15 protein-coding genes and 1 pseudogene are annotated in these 17,668 nt (G+C 62.4%); 13 read left to right on the top strand and 3 right to left on the bottom strand.

Features of this window, described 5'->3' with window-relative positions; genetic code table 11:
- The first annotated feature begins 99 nt into the window (after positions 1-99).
- Both ACODTW_RS13110 and ACODTW_RS13105 read left to right on the top strand, forming a co-directional pair.
- The gene (locus ACODTW_RS13110; protein ID WP_488946465.1) at positions 100-1,557 is read left to right on the top strand and encodes an efflux transporter outer membrane subunit; all 1,458 of its coding nucleotides are present in this window, start codon (positions 100-102) and stop codon (positions 1,555-1,557) included.
- A 142-nt stretch (positions 1,558-1,699) separates the two neighbouring features.
- Positions 1,700-1,987 carry a hypothetical protein gene (locus tag ACODTW_RS13105; RefSeq protein ID WP_488946464.1) on the top strand — a complete coding sequence of 96 codons (288 nt, stop codon included), beginning with the start codon at positions 1,700-1,702 and terminating at the stop codon, positions 1,985-1,987.
- 57 nt (positions 1,988-2,044) lie between these two features.
- On the opposite strand, the gene ACODTW_RS13100 is transcribed toward ACODTW_RS13105, so the two are convergent.
- The 3 genes and pseudogenes from ACODTW_RS13100 to ACODTW_RS13090 all read right to left on the bottom strand — a co-directional run bounded on the left by ACODTW_RS13100 (position 2,045) and on the right by ACODTW_RS13090 (position 5,055).
- Complete coding sequence (locus ACODTW_RS13100; protein ID WP_488946463.1) at positions 2,045-3,091, bottom strand: TonB-dependent receptor; 1,047 nt, start codon at positions 3,089-3,091, stop codon at positions 2,045-2,047.
- A gap of 549 nt (positions 3,092-3,640) precedes the next feature.
- A pseudogene (locus ACODTW_RS13095) lies at positions 3,641-4,101 on the bottom strand (IS3 family transposase); the annotation flags it as partial.
- A gap of 18 nt (positions 4,102-4,119) precedes the next feature.
- Positions 4,120-5,055: a LysR family transcriptional regulator gene (locus ACODTW_RS13090; RefSeq protein WP_488946462.1), complete on the bottom strand. Its 936-nt coding sequence runs from the start codon at positions 5,053-5,055 to the stop codon at positions 4,120-4,122.
- Positions 5,056-5,258: 203 nt separating this feature from the next.
- On the opposite strand from ACODTW_RS13090, the gene ACODTW_RS13085 reads away from it, so the two are divergent.
- The 11 genes from ACODTW_RS13085 (at position 5,259) to ACODTW_RS13035 (ending at position 17,597) form a co-directional block, all read left to right on the top strand.
- A complete protein-coding gene (locus tag ACODTW_RS13085) occupies positions 5,259-6,626 on the top strand; it encodes an aldehyde dehydrogenase family protein (protein WP_488946461.1) in 1,368 nt (455 codons plus the stop codon).
- Positions 6,623-8,191, top strand: coding sequence for an ABC transporter substrate-binding protein (locus tag ACODTW_RS13080; RefSeq protein WP_488946504.1), 1,569 nt, complete (start codon positions 6,623-6,625; stop codon positions 8,189-8,191). The genes ACODTW_RS13085 and ACODTW_RS13080 overlap by 4 nt, the downstream gene beginning before the upstream one ends.
- Positions 8,192-8,391: 200 nt before the next feature.
- A complete protein-coding gene (locus tag ACODTW_RS13075; RefSeq protein ID WP_488946460.1) occupies positions 8,392-9,474 on the top strand; it encodes an alanine racemase in 1,083 nt (360 codons plus the stop codon).
- On the top strand, positions 9,474-9,878 hold the full coding sequence (locus ACODTW_RS13070) for a RidA family protein (protein ID WP_488946459.1): 405 nt from the start codon (positions 9,474-9,476) through the stop codon (positions 9,876-9,878). The genes ACODTW_RS13075 and ACODTW_RS13070 overlap by 1 nt, the downstream gene beginning before the upstream one ends.
- A gap of 20 nt (positions 9,879-9,898) precedes the next feature.
- Entirely contained in the window at positions 9,899-10,612 is a 714-nt protein-coding gene (locus tag ACODTW_RS13065; protein WP_488946458.1) for a cupin domain-containing protein, read from the top strand.
- A gap of 44 nt (positions 10,613-10,656) precedes the next feature.
- Positions 10,657-11,979 (top strand): NAD(P)/FAD-dependent oxidoreductase, encoded by a 1,323-nt coding sequence (locus ACODTW_RS13060; RefSeq protein ID WP_488946457.1) that lies wholly within the window; start codon positions 10,657-10,659, stop codon positions 11,977-11,979.
- A gap of 39 nt (positions 11,980-12,018) precedes the next feature.
- On the top strand, positions 12,019-13,221 hold the full coding sequence (locus ACODTW_RS13055; RefSeq protein ID WP_488946456.1) for an acetyltransferase domain-containing protein: 1,203 nt from the start codon (positions 12,019-12,021) through the stop codon (positions 13,219-13,221).
- Between the two features lie 72 nt (positions 13,222-13,293).
- Complete coding sequence (locus ACODTW_RS13050; RefSeq protein WP_488946455.1) at positions 13,294-14,154, top strand: GNAT family N-acetyltransferase; 861 nt, start codon at positions 13,294-13,296, stop codon at positions 14,152-14,154.
- A 50-nt stretch (positions 14,155-14,204) separates the two neighbouring features.
- Positions 14,205-15,485 carry an NAD(P)/FAD-dependent oxidoreductase gene (locus tag ACODTW_RS13045; RefSeq protein WP_488946454.1) on the top strand — a complete coding sequence of 427 codons (1,281 nt, stop codon included), beginning with the start codon at positions 14,205-14,207 and terminating at the stop codon, positions 15,483-15,485.
- A gap of 530 nt (positions 15,486-16,015) precedes the next feature.
- On the top strand, positions 16,016-16,612 hold the full coding sequence (locus tag ACODTW_RS13040) for an RNA polymerase sigma factor (protein WP_488946453.1): 597 nt from the start codon (positions 16,016-16,018) through the stop codon (positions 16,610-16,612).
- On the top strand, positions 16,590-17,597 hold the full coding sequence (locus ACODTW_RS13035) for a FecR family protein (protein ID WP_488946452.1): 1,008 nt from the start codon (positions 16,590-16,592) through the stop codon (positions 17,595-17,597). The genes ACODTW_RS13040 and ACODTW_RS13035 overlap by 23 nt, the downstream gene beginning before the upstream one ends.
- Positions 17,598-17,668 lie beyond the last annotated feature (71 nt).

Below are 17,668 nucleotides of genomic sequence, written 5' to 3'. Positions count from 1 at the left end.
GCGCGAGGCTTTTCCCACGTTTGGAAATTGCGGAACGTGTGACCATTTGATAATTTGGTCACAATACCCCATTCTAGCCCTCCGTCACGGAAAATGTCCATGCCGCCCAAACATCTTGTCACCACTCTTATGGTTTCCGGCCTTCTGGCCGGCTGTGCCGTCGGCCCCGATTATGTGAAACCGGAAGCAGCCCTTCCCGCGCACTATGTCGGCCAGACCGCAATGACCCAGCGGCATGCAGTGGCCAGCGCCGATATTGCCACTTGGTGGACGGGTTTTGGCGATCCGGCGCTGACCCGATATGTCGCGCTGGCCCTGGAGCAGAACCTTGATCTCGCACAGGCGGCCGCGCGGGTAACCCAGGCGCGGGCGGGGCTGGGTGCCGCCAATGCCGCCCTGTTGCCGTCCGGCAATCTCAGCGGTCAGGCGACCCGGGCTTATCAATCCGTTGAAACACCCCTGGGACAGGTCCTGAACTCAACACCCGATTTCGACCGTTCAGGCAGCGCCTATGACGTTAATCTGGGTGCCAGTTGGGAACTGGACATTTTCGGGGGCCTGCGCCGGGGACGTGAAGCGGCGCTGGCTGATTACCAGGCATCGGAGGCTGGGTTGACAGCCACCCGCCTTGCCGTGGCGGCCCAGACTGCCGACATCTATATAACCATTCGGGGCTTACAAACCCGCCTCGCGGTCGCCCGCCGACAGGTGGAAACACAGCGGGATCTGCTGACGACCGCCAATCATCTATACGCCAAGGGCCTTGCCCCGGAACGCCAGGTACAGCAGGCCGAGGGCGCGCTGGCCCAGGCCCGTGCCGCCGTACCAGTGCTGGAGGCCGGTCTGGTTGCCGCCATGAACGCCCTGGATGTGATGCTGGGCTCGTCCCCCGGCACGCATCAGGCCGAGCTGACCGACGCCCGCGCCATTCCCATCGCACCGCAGATAACGGGGGCTGGATCACCCGGTGATCTGCTGCGGCGTCGGCCCGATTTGATTGTGGCAGAGCGGCGTCTGGCTGCGGCGAACGCCCGCATCGGTGCTGCCATCGGCGAGTATTATCCCAAGCTGTCCCTGAGCGGCCTGGTCGGCAGCACATCGCCGTCCGGCGGCAACCTGTTCACCGGCGATGCCACGCAGGCGACGGGTGTGCTGGGCCTGCGCTGGCGGCTGTTCGATTTTGGCCGCATCAATGCACAGATCAACCAGGCCAAGGGCCAGGAAGCCGAGATGCTGGCAGCCTATCGGCTGGCTGTGCTGCGGGCGACAGAGGATGTGGAGAACGCATTCTCAGCGCTGGTCAAGCGGGAGGAACAAGCCGACGCCCTGACCCAAGGCGTGGACTCAACTGTCCGCGCGCGGAACGCTTCGTTCGCCGCTTACCAGAACGGCGTCGTCAGCCTGATCGAGGTTCTGCAGGCCGACGAGAGTTTACTGCGCGCTGCCGACGGGCAGGCACAGGCACAAACAGAAGCGGCGCGCGCAGCCGTTGCAGCATTCCGCGCCCTGGGTGGCGGATGGCAGGCAACGGAACTCGAACTGGCTTCCGGCAGATGACCCAAACAATCCGACCTTATTTGCGCACCGGCCAGAAACCTATCCTCATTCGGCTCCAACAAACCGCCACGCTGGTGCGCCCAACTTGCGAACCTACCCAGTTAGGGGCGTCCGTGGTCAGAACAAATGGGATATCGGGTTGATGTTAGGCAGCCTGGCTTTGGTGGCACAAGCGCCTGTGTCGGATGGTCTGCTTCTCTGCTTTGGCGCGTCGTTCCAGGATGGCGGTAACGCAGCCATGGTACACATCGGTCGGCGTCAGGTTGCAGATGCTTTCATGATATCGGCGGTGGTTGGAGGCGCCGCGAACATGGTCCATGCCCTTGTCTTCCAGCCAATCAGCTCAAACGGGCGTGGTAATGCTGCCGACAATGCTGGTCATATAGACGGCAGCGTCAGTGACCAGCCTGTCGATTTTCGGGTGCCATGAAGCGGGAGCCAATGTCGCGGCTGCCCTTCGCAGCGTCAGCATTGGCTCCCTTGACTGTCAGAAACTGTAGCCCAACTTTACCCCATAAATGCTGGGCTGGCCGGCAAAGCCGATGATGGTGTTGCCCAGCGCGTTGACAGTACGACGGTACTTCTTGTTGGTGACATTAGTGCCGTATAGGTTGATGCGGAAAGCATCCACCTGATAGGTCGCGCGCAGGTCGAGCAGGCCGTACCCCGCCTCACGGGTCAGCGGGATGCCGGAGCCGTAGATGGCGTTGCCCTCGCCGGGTTCGTGGTAGAATTTGGATAGAACCGCATAGTCCGCGCGCAGGGTCAGCCTGTTGTCATCCACCGGGATGGTCCATTCGGCCCCCAGGTTCAGGGTATTCTTCGGCGCACGGACCAGTGCCGTTCCGTCGAACACCAGGTTCTGGCCCAGATTGAAGACATACTTATCGTATGTCGCATCCAGATAGCCATAGGTGGCGCTCAGTTCGACATTGCGGATGGGGCGCAGGAACATCTCCACCTCGATGCCCTTGACGGTGGAGGTGGCGGCGTTGCTGATCAGGGTCTGCGGGCCGCTGGGTGTGTCGATGATGCGGGAGACCTGCAGGTTCCGGTAATCATAATAGAAGCCGGCCATGTTGACGCGCAGGCGCCGGTCCAGCCAGTCCGACTTCAACCCCACTTCATAGGTCTTGATATCCTCCGGGTCGAACAGGGTGTTGGCTGAGGCGGCGTTGAAGGGCACATACTGGAACCCGCCGGATTTGAAACCCGTAGAATAGCTGGCATAGACATTCACGTCGGGCGTGAATTTGTAGGTGGCGACGACGCGCGGGTCGAAGGAGGAATATTCGGCCCGGTTGGTCACGTCGAATGCTGCCGGGATGATGGGCAGGGCGTCGGTGGTGGCACCGGTCTGCCGCGCGCGCTTCTTGTCCTTGCTGTAGCGGCCGCCCAACGTCACTTCGAACTGTTCAGTCGCGTGCCAGGTGGCCTGGCCGAACAGGGCATAGCTTTCGATGCGGTAATCGGACGACGCGGTGTCGAAGGCCGGGGTGCCGGCCGCCGCGCGCACGGCGCTGTCTACGCCCACGCGGAACATATCGGTGCGGTCGCTGCTGTCATGGTAATAGAGCGTCGCGCTGTAAGTCGGAATCTGGGATTCCCTTTTGGTGCATGTGATTCACCGTTGTTGGAGGTGGATCATGGGCAAAGCCTATTCTGGTGATCTTCGGGAACGAGTTGCGGCCAGGATTTTGGCCGGCCATTCGCGTCGGAATGCGTCGCGGCATTTCGGGGTCAGCCCGAGCTTCGCGATCAAGTTGGCGCAGCGCGTTGCGGTCACCGGCTCTGTCGCGCCTTCCCGGATGGGGCGGCCGGCCGGCAGCGGCAAGCTTGCGCCATACCTTGCCCGGCTGATCGGCTGGGTTGAGGCGCAGCCGGACATCACCATGCCGGAACTGGCGGCGAAACTGCTGGAGGCGACGGGAGCCGTCGCCCATCCCGCCTCGCTGTCGCGGGCGTTGTTGAATGCCGGTGACCTGCTCCCCAATGTGTATCCGGCTATAAGTAGAGTCCTCGGGTTTGGTTTGTGTGTTGGTGGACGTTCAGGAACTGGGGGCATACCCCCGCTCCTGAACGTTGCGAACTGGGCGGGCGACATCCCGCCCAGGGTGGAATGGGGTCGAATATTGTTGTAGTCGGCCCGCCAGTCGGCCAGCACCTGCCGGGCATGCCGCAGGCCGTGGAACAGGATTTCATTCAGGCATTCATCGCGCAAGCGTCCGTTGAAACTTTCCACGAACGCATTCTGGGTGGGCTTGCCGGGCTGGATATAGTGCCATTCAACCCCAGTGGCCTGCGTCCAGGCCAGGATCGCCCTGGAAATGAACTCGCTGCCATTGTCGCTGACAATCATCAGCGGCTTGGCCCGAACGGCGATGACGGCGTCCAGCTCCCGCACCACCCGCTTGCCGGACAGCGAGGTGTCCGCCACCAGAGCCAGGCATTCGCGCGAGAGTCATCCACCACGGCCAGGATGCGGAACCGCCTTCCATCACTGAACGCATCCGACACGAAATCCAGGCTCCAGCGCTGGTTGGGCGCTTGTGCACTGCATCCTCATCCTGAACCATTTCCGTTTTGTGTTGTGGAGTGCAGCCAAGGCGGCGAGGCTAATGCTTCCCGCAGCGATTGAAGAAATACGTTGGCGCGGCTGCTGCGGCCCCGGCGCGCGTGCACCAGCGCTACCACATCGGCTGACGGCAGGGACCATTGCGGCAGAAGCCGATGCAACTTTTCAGTAGCAAGGTCCCTGGCCACGTCCCATTCGCTTCTCACGATGATGCCTGACCCTGAAAGCGCCCAGTCGCGAATAACCTCGCCATCGTTGGTCGACATGGTTGGGTTGATCCTTACCGTCGCACCGCCCCGTGTCGGGTGCGTAAAACGCCACAGCGTCACATCTTCATTATTTTCCCGCAGGGCCAGGCAGCGATGCAGGGCAAGATCCTCCGGCCTTTCAATGGGCGGATGACTGGCCAGATAGTCCGGTGCCGCGCAAAGAAAGCGGCGATTGGGGGCCAGGGTCGTCACCAGCCGGTCACTTTCCGGCAAGGCGCCGATATGGACGACAATGTCCCAGCTTTCCGACATCTGCCTTATCGGGCTGTCCGACAGTTCAAGGGTGACGGCAGCGGCCGGATGGCACTGTGCGAATTCCTGGACAATGGGGGCGATATATCGCCGCCCGAAACCGTGAGGAGCGGCGATCCGTAGATGCCCCCGGACTTGCGTCGTCCGCCGGGCGAGGCGTTCGGAAAGGTCATCCATCGCTTCAATGATCGTGCGCCCCTCCGATGCCAGGAGTTCACCCTCGTCGGTGAGATTCAGTCCGCGTGAGGTGCGATCGACCAGATTGACTCCGACGCGCAGTTCCAACGCGCGCAGCCGTTGGGTTACCGCGGGCGCGGTGACATTCAGCCGCCGCGCAGCCTCCGCTAAAGACGGGGAAGCGGCGATCATGGCGAAGAAGGTCAGATCCTCTGTGGAGATCATAAGGTTGGCCTTAATCAAACATAAAGCGATAGTTAATTGTCGAGTTCATGTTTTTACATGATCCTTTCCTTGACGCAATGCCCCCGGGACCCACGGTTCCGTTCTCCGTCGTTGGCATCAAAAGGTGGATTATGGCGTTTATGGTCTGCGATCGGCATTATATTGGGGGCTGCTGGGCGGCCCCGGCCATATCCGGAGATCTGATGCCGGTCGTCGATCCGGCGACACAGCGGGAGGTCGGGCAGGTGGTGTCCGGCAGCACCGATGATGTCGATCTTGCCGTGGCAGCGGCGCGTGCGGCCTTTCCAGCATTCTCCATCACGCCGGTTGCCGACCGTGTGGCGCTGCTGGGCAGGATCCTCCGGCTGTTGGAGGAACGGGCCGAGGATATGGCGCGGGCCATCAGCCGGGAAATGGGCGCGGCCATCAGCTTTGCACGCGCCTCCCAGGTTCCTTTCGGCATTGCACATGTCCGGGCCGCCATCGAGGTGCTGGGAACCTATGCCTTCATCCGCCGGCAGGGCACGACGGCGATCATCAAGGAGGCGATCGGCGTCTGTGGGCTGATCACGCCGTGGAACTGGCCGCTGTATCAAATTACGGCCAAGGTGGCGCCGGCCATCGCGGCGGGATGCACGATCATACTGAAGCCCAGCGAGTTGTCGCCGTTCAGCGCCAATCTGTTCGCCCGGATCATGCATGATGCCGGGACCCCGCCGGGCGTTTTCAACCTTGTCCATGGTACGGGACCGCAGGTGGGTGCCCCGCTTGCCGCGCACCCGGATGTGGACATGGTGTCGATCACGGGGTCGACCCGTGCCGGCATTCTGGTGGCCCAAGCTGCGGCCCCCACGGTGAAACGCGTTACCCAGGAACTGGGCGGCAAATCGCCCAACATCCTGCTGGACAATGCGGATTTTGACCGTGTCGTGCCGTTGGGCGTGGCGGCGGCCTTCCGCAATGTCGGTCAGTCCTGCAGCGCGCCCACCCGTATGCTGGTTCCGGCCGGCCGGTTGGCACAGGTTGAGGCGTTGGCCGCGAAGGCCGCAGCCGCCATGACGATTGGCGACCCGATGGATGAGGCCACGGTCCTGGGGCCCGTCTCCACCCCGGCACAGTTCGACAAGGTGCAGGCCATGATTGCCATCGGCCTGGCGGAAGGGGCGAAGCTCATCTGCGGCGGGCTCGGGCGGCCCGAGGGGCTGGAACAGGGATATTTCGTTCGGCCGACAATCTTTTCCCAGGTCCGGTCAATCATGCGCATCGCCCAGGAAGAGATATTCGGGCCGGTCCTCTGCCTGATCCCCTATGCTGACGAGGAGGAGGCGGTAAGCATCGCCAACGATACGGTTTATGGCCTGGGCTCGCACATCCAGTCCGCCGATCTTGATCGCGCCCGTCGGGTCGCGTCGCGGATCAGGGCCGGACAGGTCCACATCAACCATCCGGCTTGGGACGCGCACGCCGCCTTCGGTGGCTACAAACAGTCCGGAAATGGCCGCGAATATGGGGAATTCGGCATGGAGGAGTATCTGGAGACCAAGGCGGTTCTCGGGTATTTCCAGCCATGAGCGGGGCCCAGATCACCCGCCGGGTTCTGCTGGGCGCAGCCGGTGCCGGGCTGGCCGTGGCCGGAACCAAACTGCTGGACCGGCCAGCCAAAATCATACACCCGCCGGCCGCCGGTTCATCCCAGCCGCGTGTTGGCGGCCGGATCCGTGTGGCCGGTACCTCATCATCGACGGCCGATACACTTGATCCCGCCAAAGGGGCGCTGGGTACGGACTATGTCCGGCATTTCATGCTGTATAGCGGTCTGACGGAACTGGACCGCGACCTGAATCCCTATCCGGCACTGGCGGAAACGATCGTTAGCGATAATCAGCTCGTATGGCATGTGAAACTGCGCCAGGGCGTACAGTTTCACGATGGCAAAAGTCTGGATGCCGCCGATGTCGTCTTCACCCTGATGCGGCACAAGGATCCAGCTGTTGGCTCCAAGATGTTGCAGATCGCCAGACAGTTTAAAGAGGTCAAGGCCACGGGGCCGCTGGAACTGTGGATCGAGTTGTCGGGCCCCAATGCCGACTTGCCGACGATCCTGGCCCAGTCGCATTTCCTGATCGTGCCTGAAGGGCAGACGGATTTTTCCACTGCCAACGGCACTGGCCCCTTCCGGCTGGTCGAGTTTCAGCCCGGCATCCGTACCATCGTCCGCCGCAACACGAACTTCTGGAAGCCGGGCAAACCCTATCTTGACGAGATCGAGCTGATCGGCATCCCGGATGAGGTCAGCCGGGTCAACGCGCTGCTGTCGGGTGATGTTCATCTCATCAATGCCATGAACCCCCGATCCGCGCGGCGCGTTCGGGAAGAACCGGGATATGGGATCATTGAGACCAAGTCCGGGCTCTACACCAATCTGATCCTGCGACAGGATCATCACCCGACATCGAACCCCGATTTCGTGACGGCGATCAAATATCTGCTGGACCGGCCCCTGATCAACAGGGCGCTGTTCCGGGATTACGCGACAATCGCCAATGACCACCCGATACCGCCATTCCATCCCTATTATCGCGATGACCTGCCGCAGACGGGCCTGGATCTCGATCGTGCAAAATGGCACCTGCAGCGGGCCGGTCTGGTTGGCGTGCGCCTGCCGGTCTACGCGTCGCCTGCTGCGGAAGGGTCGGTGGACATGGCGTCGGTTCTTCAGGAGTACGGGGCTCGCGTGGGCCTGCGACTGGCGGTGAACCGCGTGCCGGCCGATGGCTACTGGTCCACCCACTGGATGAAGCATCCGATGGGCTTCGGGAACAGCAATCCGCGCCCGACGGCGGATATGATCTTCAGTCTGTTCTACAAATCCGACGCGGTCTGGAATGAGTCGGGTTGGCAGAACCCCCGGTTTGACAGCCTGCTTCTGGAAGCGCGTGGGGAATCAGACCACGCGCGGCGAAAGCAGCTCTACGGCGAGATGCAAGGTCTTGTGCGGGATCATTGCGGCAGCGCCATCCCCGTCTTCATCAGCCTGCTGGATGGCTACGACCAGCGTTTGAAAGGGCTGTATCCCGTCCCGCTGGGCGGATTCATGGGCTACACCTTCGCCGAGCATGTTTGGTGGGATACCTGAGACATTAAGCTCAACCTTATCCAATCATGCAGATGCCGTTAATTGCCTCGCTCTCTTCGAGAGAGCAAAAATCTCATTACCCTACTTGCGAGGACCTATCTGTGACGTACACGGACATCCCAACGAACCCCGATATGGCTTCAGTGCCGGTTCGGTTGTCGGATCTCGAAACCCCCTGTCTGATCCTGGATGCCGACCGCATGGAGCGCAACGTTGCGCGGTTGCGCCAACGGCTTTCATCCTTGGGTGTTTCGCTGCGCCCACATCTCAAGACCGCGAAGTCGGTCGATGTGGCGCGTCGGGTGATGACAAGCCCGGAGGGTCCGGCAACAGTCTCCACGCTGAAGGAGGCGGCATATTTCGCCGCAGCAGGCGTCAAGGACATGATCTATGCCGTCGGCATCGCGCCGGCCAAGCTTGCCAAGGTGCTGCAGCTCCGTCGGGACGGCGTCGATATCGCCATTGTCCTGGATACGGTGGAGCAGGCCGAAGCCGTGGCGGCAGCGTCGCGGGCGGCGGATCATGCCATACCGGCGCTGATTGAGATTGATTGCGACGGCCACCGGTCGGGCGTCCTTCCCGGTGATGCCGACCGTCTGGTGGCGATCGGGCAGGCGCTTGTCCAGGGAGCGGAACTGCGCGGCGTGCTGACCCATGCCGGTGCCAGCTATGGTGCCCGCACTGAACAGGCGCTGGTCGATGCGGCGTCGCAGGAACGCCGCGCCGTTGTCCAAGCGGCGGAGATACTGCGCGATGCCGGCCTGCCGTGCCCGGTGGTGAGCCTGGGTTCCACGCCCACGGCGCATTTCGCCACCGACCTTGCCGGTGTCACGGAAGTGCGGGCCGGGGTGTTCGTCTTCTTCGACCTGGTGATGGCCGGTATCGGCGTCTGCAAGGTGGATGATATCGCCCTGTCGGTCCTGGCCACCGTGATCGGGCATCAGCGCGAGAAGGGCTGGGTTCTTGTCGATGCCGGCTGGATGGCGATGTCGCAGGATCGCGGCACCGCCAAACAGCCTGTCAGTCAGGGGTACGGGCTGGTCTGCGACAGCAGCGGCACCCCCTATGCCGACATCATTCTGGCCGATGCCAACCAGGAACATGGGATCGTGACCGTCCGGCCCGGCTCCGGGGCGACGTTGCCTGACCTGAAGATCGGTGACCGCGTGCGTATCCTGCCCAACCATGCCTGTGCCACGGGAGCCCAGCATGCCGGATATCAGGTCGTGCGTGGCGCATCCGATATTGTCGAGGCCAGTTGGCCGCGCTTCGGAGGCTGGTGATGGCCGGTATTGACACCATCCTGACGGATACGGCACCGGCGCCCGCGGGGCATTATGTGCAGGCTGTGCGTGCGGGGAATACGCTCTATATCTCCGGACAATTGCCGATCCGGGCCGATCGCCAGCCCCTGGCCGATACCGGTTTTGAGACGCAGACCCGTCAGGCCCTGGCCAATATGCTGGAAATCCTGAAGGCGGCAGGCGGAACACCGGCGCAGCTGGCCCGGGTGACCGCCTATATCGTGGGCGTCGCCAACTGGCCGGAATTCAACCGTATCTATGCGGAGATGCTGCCCGATGCGCGGCCGGCGCGGACCGTCGTGCCGGTGCCCGAGCTTCACTACGGCTTTCTGGTGGAAATCGATGCCGTTGCGTATCTGCCGACGCCTGTCCATACGCCCTGATCCATAAAAGGAAATCGACCATGACCAGCACCGAATGCCCTTCCTTTGTGGATTTGGAATCCCTGGCCGCAACGCTGGCGTCGGACGCCGGGCTGGAGCCCTTCGGGTCCGGGGCAAGGCTGCTTCCCGTGCGCGCCGGTCCCTGCGAAATCTTCGTCACATCGGTTGCCGCCAGCGAAGGCGCGCATGTCGAGGGTCGTGGTGATACCTGGATTTTCGTCAGGAAGGGCACCCTCACCCTCGACGCCGGGCCGCAAAGGGCCGTGATCGGCCCGGGAACCAGTGCCGTGATCTCCAAAGGCACAGTGTTCCACTGGCATGCCGCCCAGCCGGTTTCCATCATCGGTATGCGATATCTGGATGCGGTTGAGGAGGGCAGGGGGATCAGCGTGATCGACAATGCCGCGACCCTGGTTGCCTCCAACCCGCCGGCGGATGAGGTCCTGACCAGCGAGAGACCGTCTTGTCGTTCCCATAATGCCTTCCGTTCCGCCAGCGGGGAGTTCCTCTGTGGCACCTGGGATTCCACGCCTTATCAGCGGATACCCATCTTCTTCCGCCACTGTGAACTCATGCATCTGCTGGAGGGTGAGGTGACCTTCACCGATGAGTCCGGACGGACGGGCACCTTCCGTAAAGGTGATACTTTCATCATCGAGCAGGGTGCCCGCTGTAGCTGGGCCAGCTTTGTGCATGTCGCCAAGATCTATGCGCAATTCAAGCCGGTCGCGTGACGCCCGGCGCTCGACCGGTCCGATATCAGATATTGAGGCTATCCATGGTTCCCGCCGTTCGAACCGTTGCCAACGACGAAACCCTTCCCCAGTCCGTCGATGTCGTGGTGATCGGCGGCGGCATCGTCGGCACGGCGTCCGCCTATTATCTGGCAAGGCGCGGCCTGTCCGTGGCGTTGCTGGAGAAAGGCCATATCGCCTGCGAACAGTCCAGTCGGACCTGGGGCTGGTGCCGTCAGCAGAACCGTGATCCCCGCGAAATGCCCCTGTCGGTCCTGTCCATGTCGCTGTGGGACGGGTTGGCGGGGGAAATCGGCCAGGATCTCGGTTTCCGGCGTACCGGTCTGGTCTATGCGACCCACGATGCCGCAATGCTGGCCGGGTGGGAGGCTTGGGGGCCGACGGCACAGGCGTTTGGTGTCGAAACCTATATGCTGACCGCGGCGCAGGCGGCGCGGCGCATCCCGGAAACCCGTCGCAAATGGGTGGGGGGACTGCATTCCGTCGCGGACGGAAAGGCAGAACCCGCCCTGGCGGCACCGGCACTGGCCGAAGGGGCCCGCGCGCGGGGCGCCAGCATCCATCAGAATTGTGCCGTACGCAGCCTGGACATCACGAATGGCCGCGTGACGGGTGTGCATACCGAAAAGGGCAGCATCCGGGCGGATGCGGTCCTCTGCGCCGCCGGAGCCTGGGCGTCCACCTTCCTGGCCCGCCATGGCGTGGTGTTCCCCCAGGCCAGTGTGCGACAGACGGCGGTGCGCACAAAGCCGAGCCGGGATGTTGGTGATGTGATCTACTGCCCGGATCTGGCCATGACGCGACGCCTGGATGGCAGCTACACGTTGGCGATCAGCGGGCGGGCGACGCTGGAACTGACAGCGCAGGGCATGCGCTTCGCGCGCGAGTTTCTGCCGCAATTCATCAAGCGACTGAAGGCCGTGCAGATCGGGGTCGGCAGGTCCCTGTTCGCCGGGCCGGAATCCCTTCCATCCTGGCTTGGCAGCGATGACCGGATATTCGAGCGTCACCGTGTGCTGGACCCAGCCCCCAAACGGCGGCTGGTCCAGGCCATCATGGACAATGTAAAGGGCACCTATCCCGATCTGGCCGGGATGGAGATCGACCATGCCTGGGGTGCCTATGTCGATTGCACGCCCGATGCCGTGCCGGTCGCGTCCGGGATCGATGCGGTCGGCGGTCTGTTCCTGGCGGCGGGTTGTTCGGGGCATGGGTTCGGCCTTGGACCGGGCCTCGGCTATCTGATGGCGCAGTTGATCAGCGGTGAGGCGCCGTCCATCGACACCACACATTTCAACCTGTCGCGGCTGGTTGACGGGTCCACCATCAATGTCGGTTCGCTTTAAGACATTCCACAGCAAACGGATAATTCCAGGGGGCACAACATGGGCATGATGGCTATGGCCGCTTCCGGACAACCGCAATCCGGGGTGATCGGAACCGCCGCCAAATCGGCGGGCGCACGGTTGCGCAGCATTGATGCGCTGCGTGGCCTGGTCATGGTGGTGATGCTGCTGGACCATGTTCGGGAGACGTGGTTCCTGCATGTCGATATCACCGATCCGGTCGACGCAAGGACAATCATGCCGGCGCTTTTCTTCGCCCGGCTGGCCGCCAGCCTGTGCGCGCCGATCTTCGTTGCGCTGACCGGCCTTGGCGTCTTCCTGTACGCCCACAATCACACGGCCCAGGAAACGACCTCCTATCTCCTGAAGCGCGGCTTTTTGTTGATGGCGATCGAGGTGTTTTTCCTGTCGCCGCTTTACTGGGGGATCGCACAGCCGACATTGTGGCTTCAGGTCATCTGGTGCATCGGGGTGTGCATGGTCGTGCTGGCCGGTCTGTTCCGGCTGCCGCTGGCCACGCTGATCGTGATGGGCCTGGTGATCGTTGCGGGCCACAATCTGCTTGATCCCATCCGTTTGGCCCCGGACGCGCCGCTCCATACGCTTTGGGCCCTGCTGCATCAGCGTGACCTCATCGCCCTGCCTTTCGGGCTGGTGGCCAAGACCAGCTATCCCGTGCTGGCCTGGATCGGTGTGATCCTGCTTGGTTTCGGGATCGGTCCCTGGTTCCTGCCGCATGTGTCGGCCCAGGCCCGTCAGCGTCGGTTGCTTATGCTGGGGGCCGGCATGATCGCCCTGTTCATGGGCCTGCGCCTGCTCAACATCTATGGCGACAAGCCCTGGTTTGTTGTCGATGGTGAACCGGCGCGGACGATGATGAGCTTCATGTCGCTGACCAAATATCCGCCATCGCTGGATTTCCTGCTGTTCACGCTGGGTGTCGGATCGCTGCTGCTGGCCTTTTTCGAACGCATCCGAGAGGCGGGCATCGCCGGCGCTCTGGCTGTGTTCGGCGGCGCCCCGATGTTCTTCTACATCTTCCACCTGTCCATGCTGCGCCTGCTCTACCACTCGGCACTCGCCATCTGGGGGCCGAACCACGGAACGCTCTTCGGTTTCGACAGCTATGGCTGGGTGTTCGCCTGGTATCTGGGTCTGATCATCCCCTTCTACATACCGACGGCCTGGTTCTCGCGGCTGAAGGCGCGGCGCAAGGACATCGCCTGGCTCAAATATTTCTGATCGGTACCGGCTTCGACAAGGCGCGTTCACTGCCCCGGCTTGGCCGGTGAAGGACGTCAAAGGGAAGATGTGATGGCTGTTTCTGAATCCGCGGCGGCCCCGCTCCGACTGGTTACATTGACGGCGGCGCATCTGCCGCAGGGATTGGCGCTGTCACAGGCGCTGCAATGGCCTTACCGGCTGGAGGACTGGGCCTTCGCCCTTGCGCTGGGGAACGGTGTTGCCGTCGAGATGGAGGGCCGGCTGGTGGGAACGGCGCTGTGGTGGCCCTATGGCGACCAGCACGCATCGGCCGGAATGATCATCGTCGCTTCCTCTGCACAACGCCGGGGTATCGGCAAGGCGTTGATGGATGCGTTGCTCGAACAGGCTGACGGCAGGACGATCATCCTCAACTCCACATCGGAAGGGCTGGCGCTCTATGCGCGGCTCGGTTTTGTCGCCGACGGCGCCGTACACCAGCATCAGGCGGTGCTTGCGACCATGCCGGTCGTGGAGCCTGTTGACGGTCATATCAGGGACTTCCGGGCGGATGACCTTGCTGCCATCCATGCCATTGACCTGGCGGCAAGCGGGATGAATCGTGCGAACCTGATCGGCGCCCTGATCCGGACAGCGTCCATCCGGGTGATTGAGCGGGCGGGCACGGTCTGCGGCTATGGCTGTGTCCGCAGATGGGGGCGGGGTGTCGTTATCGGGCCGGTGGTGGCGGGTGATGTAACAGTGGCCCGCGCCTTGATCCTTGACCTGATGACCAAGCTGGTGGGCGGTTTTGTCCGCATCGATGTCACGGCTGCCAGTGGTCTCTCGGCGTGGCTGCGGGATCTCGGCTTGCCCAAGGTCGGGGCAGTTACCGCCATGGTGCGCGGAATTCGACCGCAGTCCGATGGGACTGCAACCCTTTTTGCGCTGTCTAATCAATCGTTTGGCTGATTTCCAGGCCGGCCCTTGTCAGCGGGCGATATGGTTGAGGAGTTCCGGTGATGAAGATGACTTCCTATTGGCTGGATACGACCACGCCCTTCGGTGCCGCAATGCAGGGCGGTCCGGAAGGAAAAGCCGATGTTGCCGTCGTTGGGGCGGGTTTCACGGGTCTGTCGGCCGCTCTGGCCCTTGCCAGGAAGGGCGCCAAGGTGGTGGTGCTGGAGGCCGGGCGGGTCGCCAATGCCGCCTCAGGCCGCAATGGCGGCATGTGCAATAATGGCTTCGCCCAGGATTACTATTCTCTGTCCACGGCGCTGGGCCGGGACAGGGCGAACAGATATTATCGCGCCTTCGATGCCGGCGTCGATCTGGTGGAAAAGATCATCACCGAGGAGGGTATCGACTGCCATTTCAAACGCGTCGGCAAACTGAAACTGGCCGCCAAGCCCGCCCATTACGACAAGATAGCGCGCTCTCAGGAATTGCTGTCGCGGGATGTCGATCCCGACACCTGCATGGTACCACGATCGGAAATGCGGGCCGAAATTGGCTCCGACCGCTATTTCGGCGGCATGCTTTTCAAGAAAAGTGCCTCCCTGCATATGGGGCAATATGGTCAGGGCCTGGCAGTGGCGGCGGCGCGCCACGGTGCGTGGATTTACGAGAACAACCCTGTCACCGGGCTGCGCCGTGTCGAAGGGCAGGTCCATGAAGTAACAACGCCCAACGGAAGCATCCGGGCCAATCAGGTCCTGTTGGCGACCGGCACATCGCGGATCGGACCGCTCGGCTGGTTTCGCCGGCGGATCATACCCGTCGGGGCCTATATCATCGTGACGGAGCCCCTGCCGGTCAGCCTGCTTGACCGGCTGACCCCCAACCGTCGCAACACCACCGACACGCTGAACTTCGTCAATTATTTCCGGGTTCTGCCTGACAATCGGCTGCTGTTCGGCGGACGTGCGCGGTTTTCCAGCGCCAGTGATCCGGTATCGGATGCGAAAAGCGGAGCCATTCTGCGGCGCTCAATGGTGAGGCTTTTCCCCGAACTGGCGGATGCCCGTATCGATTATTGCTGGGGTGGCATGGTGGAAATGACGCGGGACCGGCTGCCACGGGCGGGTGAACGCGACGGTCTCTTTTACTCCATGGGCTATAGCGGGCACGGGACTCATATGGCGACCTATATGGGTGCGGTCATGGCAGACGTGCTGGACGGTCGTGCGGACCTCAATCCCTGGCGGGACATGGACTGGCCCGCCATCCCCGGCTATTTCGGCACGCCGTGGTTCCTGCCTTTTGTCGGCGCCTATTATCGATATCTGGATATTGCAAGATAACTGATCGACCGTGATAAGGCCCCTCTTTTAGGATGGTCTGATATCGTGACAGACCTCCGTCACGCTGCAACTTTTTAGTGTGTTTGCGCGGATTTACAGGGAGCCTGTTGTGACCGGGTTATAATCGGTAATCCCACCACAACGGGAGGCGCTAGAACATTCTTGAAGGAAATTGTTCTGGTCAGATAATGACGGATAGGTCGGCATACCATCGGTCAAATCCTGCCCCGCATCCAACGCTAAACCCCTGAAGGCAATTAGCTTTCAGGGGCTTTTGCTGTCTGCGCCAAACGCGCGCCAAAACCCCGCAGGTAACATATAGGTAACAGCAGAGAGTGAAAGTGGGCGTAGGAGAAATGCGGACATAAGCATCGCCCCTATAGAGACGAATGACCGCCGCCAATCCGCACAAAATTCTTCTCTGGCCCCGATCTGTCGAGCAGCGGTAATCTCCCTTCAAGGACTTCCCCGCTGGAATGAGGGAATGTTGCCACCAGAATGGGGAGAACGTGGTGCCCAGGTCGGCGGCGATGATTAACGCGGATACCTGCGGCTCCGTCACATATACAGACGGCGACGATGGGATCGCCGCGCTCTATTCCCGTTACTGGCGTGAGCTGTGCCAGTTCATCCGTGTCCGCTACGGGGCGGGTCCCCCCGATCCGGAGGATGTGGCCCAAATCGCCTTTCTGCGCTATGCCCAGATGCCGGCGCAGACCGAGGTGAGGAACGCGCGCGCCCTGCTGTACCGCACAGCCATCAATGTCGTTATCGACCATAAGCGGCAGGAAAAGGTGGCCGCGACAACCCCTACGGCCGATCTTCCCGACCATGAAATGGATGTCGCTGCGCCCGGTCCGGGGCCTGAATGCATCGTCCTGCACCGGGAGGAACTGGCCGTGCTGGAGGCGGTGGTACGCAACCTGCCGCCCCGCCATCGCAGCTTCTTCCTGGCCAACCGGCTGGAAAATCTGAGCTATGCCGAAATCGCCCGCCGCACGGGCGTGTCGCAGTCGGGCGTACGCAAGATCGTGGAGGAGGCGCTGGCCGTCTGTCAGTCCGCCTTGAAGGACCGCACAAATGTCGATTACCGGGGATTGAGCCGTGAACGCGCAGCCAAGCGATGATCCCGCGATTGAGGCGGCGGCCCGTCACTGGGCTGTGCGCCTGTCCGGCGAGAACCTGGCGCCCTGGGAACGGGCACGGTTCGAGGCATGGCGGGATGCTGATCCGGCCAACCGCGCGGCCTTTGATCAGGCCATGGCGGTGATGAAGGCGGTCGCGAGCCTGTCACATCTGCGGGGGTTGGTGGGGCTGCCGGAAATACGCCCGTCGCGGGTCCGCCGCGTCATGTCGGCGCCGGCCGTGCGCTATGGCGCCATGGCGGCGGCGGTTCTGCTGCTGCTGTCGGGCACTTTGCTGCCCCTTCCGTTTGGCGCGAATGGGGCCGTTTATGCCACGGAGGTGGCCCAGATCCGAGATGTCACCCTGGATGATGGCAGCATTATTACCCTGGGTGCCCAGTCGCGTATCGAGGTCAGCTTTACCGATGCCGAGCGGCTGGTGCGTCTGGACAGCGGGGAGGCGTTCTTCAGTGTCGTGTCGCAGCCGGAGCGGCCCTTCCGCGTCGTGGCCGGCGATACCGTCGTGCAGGTTGTCGGGACCAAATTTGATGTCAATCGCGGCCCGCAGGAGAAAGTACGTGTCTCCGTCCTGGAGGGGACGGTGCATGTGCAGCCAGCCAATCCCCAGCCTGCGGCGCAGAAGCCGGCACCCGTCATCCTGAAGCCTGGCGATCAGGTGGTGACCGCCGGCGCGCAGGTACGGGTCAAGCCATCCAGTTCGCACGCCCCGGCTGTCGCTTCCTGGCGGCAGGGCTACCTCTCTTATGAGGATGCCACTTTGGCGGAGGTGGTGGCCGACGCCCGCCGTTATTACAGCGGCGACATCATCCTGGCCTCACGCGATTTGGGCAATCTGAAGGTCACCGCGTCCTTCCGGGCCGACCAGATTGGTCGTTTCATGCAGACCCTGCCCGAAATCCTGCCCGTCCAGACCCGCGTCGATGGCAGTGAGATCGTGTTGCAGCGGGCCGAGGTGAAAAAAGGTTAGCCGGGATTCAGAATATTTGTGCGAATGGGGCATCGTGATCCGTCCTACCCATGAAGTCGCGAAAAGAAGCG

This window comes from Niveispirillum sp. FG148, from assembly GCF_057809655.1.
The sequence above is the reverse complement of the archived record's forward strand: the minus strand, read 5'-3'. Positions and strand labels throughout refer to the sequence as shown.

What these genes read in the sequence shown, in the direction of transcription:
- ACODTW_RS13080 (WP_488946504.1), top strand. Translation starts at nt 6,623, where the DNA reads ATGAGCGGGGCCCAGATCACCCGCCGGGTTCTGCTGGGCGCAGCCGGT.
- ACODTW_RS13045 (WP_488946454.1), top strand. Translation starts at nt 14,205, where the DNA reads ATGAAGATGACTTCCTATTGGCTGGATACGACCACGCCCTTCGGTGCC.
- ACODTW_RS13055 (WP_488946456.1), top strand. Translation starts at nt 12,019, where the DNA reads ATGGGCATGATGGCTATGGCCGCTTCCGGACAACCGCAATCCGGGGTG.
- ACODTW_RS13075 (WP_488946460.1), top strand. Translation starts at nt 8,392, where the DNA reads ATGGAGCGCAACGTTGCGCGGTTGCGCCAACGGCTTTCATCCTTGGGT.
- ACODTW_RS13040 (WP_488946453.1), top strand. Translation starts at nt 16,016, where the DNA reads ATGATTAACGCGGATACCTGCGGCTCCGTCACATATACAGACGGCGAC.
- ACODTW_RS13070 (WP_488946459.1), top strand. Translation starts at nt 9,474, where the DNA reads ATGGCCGGTATTGACACCATCCTGACGGATACGGCACCGGCGCCCGCG.
- ACODTW_RS13065 (WP_488946458.1), top strand. Translation starts at nt 9,899, where the DNA reads ATGACCAGCACCGAATGCCCTTCCTTTGTGGATTTGGAATCCCTGGCC.
- ACODTW_RS13105 (WP_488946464.1), top strand. Translation starts at nt 1,700, where the DNA reads ATGTTAGGCAGCCTGGCTTTGGTGGCACAAGCGCCTGTGTCGGATGGT.
- ACODTW_RS13085 (WP_488946461.1), top strand. Translation starts at nt 5,259, where the DNA reads ATGCCGGTCGTCGATCCGGCGACACAGCGGGAGGTCGGGCAGGTGGTG.
- ACODTW_RS13050 (WP_488946455.1), top strand. Translation starts at nt 13,294, where the DNA reads ATGGCTGTTTCTGAATCCGCGGCGGCCCCGCTCCGACTGGTTACATTG.
- ACODTW_RS13090 (WP_488946462.1), bottom strand. Translation starts at nt 5,055, where the DNA reads ATGATCTCCACAGAGGATCTGACCTTCTTCGCCATGATCGCCGCTTCC.
- ACODTW_RS13110 (WP_488946465.1), top strand. Translation starts at nt 100, where the DNA reads ATGCCGCCCAAACATCTTGTCACCACTCTTATGGTTTCCGGCCTTCTG.
- ACODTW_RS13060 (WP_488946457.1), top strand. Translation starts at nt 10,657, where the DNA reads ATGGTTCCCGCCGTTCGAACCGTTGCCAACGACGAAACCCTTCCCCAG.